Consider the following 7,617-nt stretch of genomic DNA (forward strand, 5'->3'; position numbering starts at 1 on the left):
AATAAGTATAAATCAGGTGCAAAAGCTTTTTGCACCTTTTCATAATCACTGCATTTTTTGTTGTAAAGCGATTAAGCATGGAGAAAAGAACAGTTGACCACTATATGCTCCTGCTAGCGTTTTCTTCATTACAACGCCCCACATTGCCAATAATAAAAGACTCAATGCAACAGCAACGTATTGTAAAAATACAATTTCAACCTGATGTCCTAAATTAAATAGCGCCAGAATAAATACACCTAATGGAAAGGTTAAGCCCCACCAACCTAAGTTGAATGGAATACCTGTCTTTGCATGACGAAGCGTTGTTAAGATTGCTAGACCAAGCCACCATAACCCGAAACCTAAAAGCACCAGACTACCCACAATTCCTAAAGCTTGAAAGACATTCGCGAATTGGTCAAATCCTACATTTGGTGCCACTCTTTGTGCCTGTTGCCCTAGCAACAATAATCCTAAAGCACCTGTACCAATTGGGCCTAAAGAGAGCCAGCTAGAAATCGCGACTTCTTTTTCAGGTAATTGATGCAAAGCCATACGCAACATTAAAATTGTCAAAATAGCGAATGCCGGTAAAACAGAGATTCCCCAAAGCACATAACCAGCCAGTAATAAATGAAAGCTATGCAGATCTGCTGGTAAATGAGCTACTAACATCCCCGCAGAGCTTGCAGCCACCTCACATGCAACTACAGGTAAAAGCCAGATTGCAGTCATAGTGTGTAGTTGATGGTTCTGACGGCTAAACATGCAAAACGGTACAATCCACGCAATTGCTAGAGCTAAAAAGACATCGATGTACCATAAAGCTTGGGCAATATGGATTGCCACTTCACCGTAAAGCCCAATACCAAAGCTTAAGAAACCATTTAATATAGTAGCTAACCCCATCGGAATAGCACCTAAAAACAAGCTCATATTTGGATGCTTAAATATTTGCTTCGCTTCATGAGGGAAAAGCAACCACCGTAATAAATAGAGACCTGAAAAAACACTAAATAGGACAATATTAAATTGCCATAACAAGGTTGCTAGCATGAATAAAAATGATTGAGCAAAAGGAAGCTGAATTAAAATCATACTTACCACACCAGTACCCATAGTCGCTGTAAACCAATTTGGGGTAAAATGTCGTATAACATCTTTGCTTTGATTTAATTGGTAAAAGGGTTTTTTCATCTTAATTCTCTAATCAAAGAGTGGATGAAAATATAGTAGAGTAAATAATTAATAAGAAAAATTGATTTATTTTTATTTAATTCATCAATATTTTAAATATAAAGAATATTCATATTGAAAAATAACTGAGTAAAAACACAACAACAAGACGAATCTGTGAGATTATGGCAATATATAGCCCTTGCAAAAATAGCCATATTTTAAGTTCATGAAACTGCTTCGTCTTAATGCGTTATCGCCCAATTTTCAGTTACCACCAACAGCGGTAACTATTGGTAATTTTGATGGTGTCCATTTAGGTCACCAAGCGATGATTGCTCAACTCAAAAAAATTGCTGCAGCACAAGGCTTAAAAACATTGGTCATGATTTTTGAGCCACAACCTCTTGAGTTCTTTCAAGGCTACGATGCTCCTCCTCGTATTAATTCATTACGAGAAAAAGTCGAATATCTAGCCGAACTTGGAGTTGATTACATTGCGGTTGCTAAATTTGATCAGCACTTCCGTAGCATGAGTGCTACTGAATTTGCCGATTTATTAAAAGACAAATTAAACGCACAAGCTTTGGTTTTAGGTGATGATTTCCATTTCGGCAAAGACCGTCAAGGCAATAGCGAATTTTTAAAAGATTACGGATTTGGGGTCACCAACTTACATACCATTGAACTCGAAGGTGAACGTGTAAGTTCAACTCGTATTCGTCAGGTACTTCAGGCAGGAAATCTTGCCTTAGCCGCTAAATTATTAGGCCGTCCATACAGTATTACTGGACGTGTTCAATATGGCGACCAGATTGGACGAACTCTCGATTTTCCAACCATTAACGTTCGCCTCAACCGCCATAAACCTTGTTTAAATGGCATTTATGGGGTTGAAGTCATTTGCGAAACAACGTCGTTAACTCAAAAAGTACTTCAGGACGCACCTGAAAAACCGGGAATTGCCGGATATCATGAAAACAGCCTATATGGCGCGGGTCATGTCGGTACACGTCCAGCCATTCAGCAAGAACATCCAGAGTGGAGATTAGAAGTACATTTCCCTGATGTTTCTGCTAATCTGTATGGCTTATTTATGCGGGTGACTTTTCTTCACTATCTTCATGGTGAATTGAACTACCCTTCGCTTGAAGCACTTAAGGCAGGAATTGATAATGACGTGCATCAGTTACGACAATATCGTAACGACACGACACAATTTCCTTTTTAATTCGAATTTTGATTGTAAAACATGTCGGCTCCCAAGCTGATTAAACTGGATGAAAACTTGCATGAGCGATAAGCAAACTCCTGAGAATGCAGTGGACTACAAAGCCACGCTAAACCTGCCGGATACTCAATTTGCAATGAAAGCAAATTTGGCAGTACGTGAAGTGAAATGGTTAGAAGAGTGGTATACCGACAACATTTATCAGCAGATTCGTGCATCGCGTATTGGCAAGAAAAAATATATTTTGCATGATGGCCCTCCATATGCGAACGGTACAATTCACTTAGGCCATGCGGTCAACAAAGTACTCAAAGACGTTATTGTAAAAAGCCGTACTCTGTCAGGTTTCGATGCGCCTTATGTACCGGGCTGGGACTGTCATGGTTTGCCAATCGAACTAAAAGTTGAAGAAAAAGTAGGTAAAGTTGGCGAAAAAGTTGACGCGGCTACTTTCCGTAAACTTTGCCGTGAATACGCACTAAAACAAATTGATTTACAGCGTAATGACTTTAAGCGTTTAGGTATTTTAGGTGACTGGGATAATCCTTATCTCACCATGAACTATAAACAAGAAGCCGATATCGTTCGTGCTTTGGGTTTAATTCAAAAAAATGGTCATATCCAGCCGGGCTTAAAGCCAGTGAACTGGTGTATGGACTGTGGTTCTGCGCTTGCTGAAGCTGAAGTTGAATACGAAGATAAAAAATCTGACGCAATTGATGTTGGTTTTGGCGTTGTCGATCTAAAAGATTTAAGTGCTCGTTTAAGCGTAGATGTTCAAGATCCGACTGATATCGTGATCTGGACCACTACACCATGGACATTGCCTGCGAACCAAGCCGTTGCTTTGCACGCCGAAATTGAATATCAATTGGTACAAGTGACTACTGAGCGTGGTAAGCAAAACTTCATTCTTGCTAAAGACTTAGTTGCTTCAGCAATTGAACGCTATAAACTTGAAAATCCAGTAGTTTTAGCTGACTTTACTGGTTCGGCTCTTGAAAACCTTACATTACAACATCCTTTACTTACCGATCGTCAAGTTCCGGTGATTTTAGGTGAACACGTTATCGCAACAAGTGGTACAGGTGCAGTACATACCGCTCCTGGCCATGGTGCAGACGACTATAAAGTAGGTCTTCAATATAACCTTACAGTAGATAACCCAGTGGGTGGTAATGGTGTTTATTTACCAACTGCCCCTATCTATGCTGGTGAGCACATCTATAAAGCCAATCCAAAGATTATCGAAGCTTTGGGTGCTGTAGGCCGTTTATGGGCACATCAACCAATCAAACACAGTTATCCGCACTGCTGGCGTCATAAAACCCCTATTATTTTCCGTGCAACCCCACAATGGTTTATTAGCATGGATCAAAAGGGTTTACGTGAAGGTGCCATTAATGCAATTGAAAACGATATCGAGTTTGTACCGAATTGGGGTAAAAACCGTATCGAATCAATGATTGAAGGACGTCCAGATTGGTGTATCTCACGTCAACGTACTTGGGGTGTGCCAATTCCATTCTTCGTGCATAAAGATACGAACGAATTACACCCTCGTACACCTGAATTAATCGAAGAAGTTGCTAAACTTATCGAACAAGAAGGTATCGAAGCATGGTTCAAACGTGATGCGAAAGACTTCATTGGTGAAGATGCTGAACAATATAACGCTATTCGCGATACCCTCGATGTATGGTTCGATTCTGGTACAACGCATTACGCTGTACTTGAACAACGTGAATATCTAGAAAGTCCTGCCGATTTATATTTAGAAGGTTCAGACCAGCACCGTGGTTGGTTCCAGTCTTCTTTATTAACTTCTATGGCTATTCACAATCGTGCCCCATACAAAGCATTGTTAACACATGGCTTTACGGTTGATGAAAATGGTCGTAAGTTATCGAAATCTTTAGGCAACTATATTCCGCTTGAAGAAATCATCAAACAACTTGGCGCTGATGGTTTACGTTTGTATGTAGCTTCTAGTGACTATCGCTATGAAATCGCGGCGTCTAAAGAAATCTTTAGCCGTGTAAGTGATAGCTACCGTCGTATTCGTAATACATTACGTTTCTTGCTTGCTAACTTAAATGGTTTCAAACCAAGCACAGATGCTTTGGCAGTAGATGATTTAATCGCTCTCGACCAATACATCTTGCAGCGTGCAAATGAAGTACAACAAACGATTATCACTGCCTATGAAGAAATGAACTTCCATGTGGTGTGTAGTGCGTTAACAAGCTTCTGTATTAATGACTTAGGTGGTTTCTACCTAGACATTATCAAAGATCGTCAGTACACCACTAAAGCGGATTCTCAGGCACGTCGTTCTGCACAAACAGCGCTTTACCATATTGTCCAAGCATTTATCCGTTGGATGAGCCCAATCTTAAGCTTTACCGCACAAGAAGCATGGCCACTCATTCCAGAACAAACTGAAAAGTATGTATTTACTTCAGAATGGTATGACCTGCCGGTTTCATCAAAAGCAAACTTGCTTTCTGAAGAAGATTGGCAAACATTGATTAGCGTAAAATCTGCAGTAAATAAACAGATTGAAGCAGCGCGTAACGCTAAACTTGTCGGCAGTAATCTTTCAGCCAAAGTTGAACTTTGGGCAAATGAATCATTACAAACAGTTTTAAACCAACTGGCTGATGAACTCCGTTTTGTTCTTATTACTTCAGAAGTAGTAGTACATCCATTTGCTGAACAAGGTGAAGCAACTGAAATGGAAGGCTTACGTGTACAAATATCTGCAGCTGAAGGTGAAAAATGCGCACGTTGCTGGCATGTCCTTCCAGATGTAAATACACATGCCGATCATCCTGGTTTATGTGGTCGTTGTATTGTGAACGTCACTGGTCGTGGCGAAGTGAGAAAATATGCCTAATTCACAAGCTAAAAAAGGCTTATTCCAGTTTTATCCACACAACCTAATTTGGCTTGGACTTTCTGTCCTTGCCATTGTGTTGGATCAATGGACAAAATGGATTGCAAGTACACATCTGAACTACGCGGATCCAGTACCTGTGCTTCCATTTTTAAACTGGACACTATTACATAACTATGGTGCAGCCTTTAGCTTTTTATCTGATGCAGGAGGATGGCAACGCTATTTCTTCACATCTTTAGCAGGCTTAGTTTCAGTTCTTTTTGTATTTTGGTTGCTTCGTATGCCTAAAAAAATGGTGGTGCTACCTGTAGCCATCGCTTTAATTTTAGGTGGAGCATTAGGCAATTTAATTGACCGCATTACTTTAGGCTATGTTGTCGATTTTATTCATGTCTATTACCAAAATCATCACTTTCCAGCTTTTAATATTGCGGACAGTGCCATTACCCTAGGTACCATCTTGCTACTCATCGATACATTCTTCCTTGAGAAGCAACGTAACCAAAATTCGGATGCATAATATGACCGAAATTATCCAACCTAACGAAGAAATTCGTATTACAGACGGCTCTAAAGTCGATCTACACTTTTCTGTTGCTATTGAAAATGGTGTAGAAATCGATAATACACGTAACCGTGAAGAACCAGTTACTCTTACTATTGGCGATGGCAACCTTTTACCTGGTTTTGAAAAAGCATTATTTGGTTTACGTGCAGGCGACCGTCGTACGGTACATCTTCCGCCAGAAGATGCATTTGGCCCATGGAATCCAGAAAACATTCAAACTTTCGATACGGTTAAGTTTGAACAACGCCCTATTCCTGGCCATATGATTGAGTTTGAAGATAAGGCAAAAACAACCTTATTCGGTGTAGTGAAGTCGGTTAATGACGACATTACAGAAATTGATTTTAATCACCCGTTAGCTGGGAAAAATATTACCTTTGAAGTAGAAATATTCAAGGTAACTCCCGAAGGCCAACAGGGCATTAAGCTCATATAAATAAAAAGCCCTCTTAATGAGGGCTTTTTATTATTCAATTTTTTATTGATGGCATAAGAATCCTTACAAATTCTATATTCTCTCCCACCTATATAATGAATTAACTTATAAAGATAAAAATTCTTAGGAAACATACATGCTGGTCTATATTATCGTAGGAAGTGTTCGTGAAGGACGTACAGCAATTAAAGTTGCCAATTGGCTAGAAACCACAATTCCAACATTGGGTCTAAACGATTTCCAAACTGAAGTCGTCGATTTAAAAGAATGGGATTTACCTTTTTTTTCAGGCTCTCACCCACCCGCCACTGGAATTTATGATCAACCTAAACAACAAGAATGGGCAAACAAAATTGCTCAAGCAGATGCTTTTATCTTTATTAGCCCAGAATACAACCATGGTTACAGTCCAGCCTTAAAAAATGCTCTCGACTATGTTGGTAAAGAATGGAGCGAGAAACCTGCTGCATTTATTGGATATGGTTCAACTAATGGCTCTCGCTCTATTAGCCAAATACGTCAAGTCACCTCAAGTTTAAATATTATTGATCCAAATGCTGTGATAGAGATACGAGATATATTTAAACGTAATAAAGATGAAAAATTCGAAGCAAATGAATTTGAAGTAAAAGGGCTTCAATCAATTGTTGAGAAACTACAGAAATATCATTTAGCTTAAAACCAAAAGGCCTCTAATTAAATAAAAGAGGCCTTTATTTACAGTTTCATAAACTCTTTAAGTAATTCACTATATCTATATTACTAGCCATTTCTGCAAGCTGTAGTGCTGTGTATTCACTCTTATAATCGACAAGAGCTCCCTTTTCGACTAATAGTTTAACCACCTCTAGATGATCATTCTCGGCAGCTGCTTGTAGAGCACTATAGCCTTCATCATCTGTCTGATTAGGATCTTGTCCTTCTAAAAGTAATTGCTCTACTTCATCTAGATCGCCTAAAGAAGCCCAATAGACCAACTCGGGGAGAGAGAGTTCTTCATCGTCTTCAGGTATTGAAGAGAAGGAATTAATTTTCACGTAAACACCTAAAAATAAGAAACTTCATCGTTATTATATTCATAGAACACGGCTAATATACAAATCTGATTTTGAATCAGTATTTTTAATGAAAACCATTCTAATGGTTATTTCCAAGCATAAAAAAACACCCCCAACTGTTAAGTTGAGGGTGTTTCGAATAATGAGCTGGCGATGACTTACTCTCACATGGGAAACCCCACACTACCATCAGCGCTAAGAGGTTTCACTTCTGAGTTCGGGAAGGGATCAGGTGGTTCACTCTTGCTATGGTCGCCAGCACAA

General features: G+C 39.4%; 7 protein-coding genes and 1 rRNA gene. 5 read left to right on the forward strand and 3 right to left on the reverse strand.

The features are described from left to right. Window positions 1-45: 45 nt before the first annotated feature. Window positions 46-1,179, reverse strand: a complete 1,134-nt coding sequence (locus HL290_RS15555) for a TDT family transporter (protein WP_198078009.1) — start codon at window positions 1,177-1,179, stop codon at window positions 46-48. A gap of 208 nt (window positions 1,180-1,387) precedes the next feature. On the opposite strand from HL290_RS15555, the gene ribF reads away from it, so the two are divergent. The 5 genes from ribF (at window position 1,388) to HL290_RS15580 (ending at window position 6,974) form a co-directional block, all read left to right on the forward strand. Continuing rightward, a complete protein-coding gene (gene ribF, locus HL290_RS15560) occupies window positions 1,388-2,389 on the forward strand; it encodes a bifunctional riboflavin kinase/FAD synthetase (RefSeq protein ID WP_003655815.1) in 1,002 nt (333 codons plus the stop codon). A 61-nt stretch (window positions 2,390-2,450) separates the two neighbouring features. Continuing rightward, window positions 2,451-5,288 (forward strand): isoleucine--tRNA ligase, encoded by a 2,838-nt coding sequence (gene ileS, locus HL290_RS15565; RefSeq protein WP_198496961.1) that lies wholly within the window; start codon window positions 2,451-2,453, stop codon window positions 5,286-5,288. Beyond that, window positions 5,281-5,811 (forward strand): signal peptidase II, encoded by a 531-nt coding sequence (gene lspA / locus HL290_RS15570; protein ID WP_005037701.1) that lies wholly within the window; start codon window positions 5,281-5,283, stop codon window positions 5,809-5,811. The genes ileS and lspA overlap by 8 nt, the downstream gene beginning before the upstream one ends. A 1-nt stretch (window position 5,812) precedes the next feature. Beyond that, window positions 5,813-6,295, forward strand: coding sequence for an FKBP-type peptidyl-prolyl cis-trans isomerase (locus HL290_RS15575; RefSeq protein WP_005037703.1), 483 nt, complete (start codon window positions 5,813-5,815; stop codon window positions 6,293-6,295). 136 nt (window positions 6,296-6,431) lie between these two features. After that, window positions 6,432-6,974 (forward strand): NADPH-dependent FMN reductase, encoded by a 543-nt coding sequence (locus HL290_RS15580; protein ID WP_198496962.1) that lies wholly within the window; start codon window positions 6,432-6,434, stop codon window positions 6,972-6,974. Window positions 6,975-7,020: 46 nt separating this feature from the next. Here HL290_RS15580 and HL290_RS15585 read toward each other — a convergent pair whose 3' ends face one another. Both HL290_RS15585 and rrf read right to left on the reverse strand, forming a co-directional pair. Continuing rightward, complete coding sequence (locus HL290_RS15585; RefSeq protein ID WP_198078012.1) at window positions 7,021-7,332, reverse strand: ankyrin repeat domain-containing protein; 312 nt, start codon at window positions 7,330-7,332, stop codon at window positions 7,021-7,023. Between the two features lie 166 nt (window positions 7,333-7,498). Then, a 5S ribosomal RNA gene (gene rrf, locus HL290_RS15590) occupies window positions 7,499-7,613 on the reverse strand. Window positions 7,614-7,617: the final 4 nt, after the last annotated feature.

Origin of the sequence: Acinetobacter sp. AC1-2, assembly GCF_016124155.1 — a bacterium.
In the GTDB taxonomy this organism is placed as follows: domain Bacteria; phylum Pseudomonadota; class Gammaproteobacteria; order Pseudomonadales; family Moraxellaceae; genus Acinetobacter; species Acinetobacter calcoaceticus.

Coding starts and splice junctions, on each gene's coding strand:
- ribF (WP_003655815.1), top strand. CDS start 1,388: ATGAAACTGCTTCGTCTTAATGCGTTATCGCCCAATTTTCAGTTACCA.
- lspA (WP_005037701.1), top strand. CDS start 5,281: ATGCCTAATTCACAAGCTAAAAAAGGCTTATTCCAGTTTTATCCACAC.
- HL290_RS15575 (WP_005037703.1), top strand. CDS start 5,813: ATGACCGAAATTATCCAACCTAACGAAGAAATTCGTATTACAGACGGC.
- ileS (WP_198496961.1), top strand. CDS start 2,451: ATGAGCGATAAGCAAACTCCTGAGAATGCAGTGGACTACAAAGCCACG.
- HL290_RS15580 (WP_198496962.1), top strand. CDS start 6,432: ATGCTGGTCTATATTATCGTAGGAAGTGTTCGTGAAGGACGTACAGCA.
- HL290_RS15555 (WP_198078009.1), bottom strand. CDS start 1,179: ATGAAAAAACCCTTTTACCAATTAAATCAAAGCAAAGATGTTATACGA.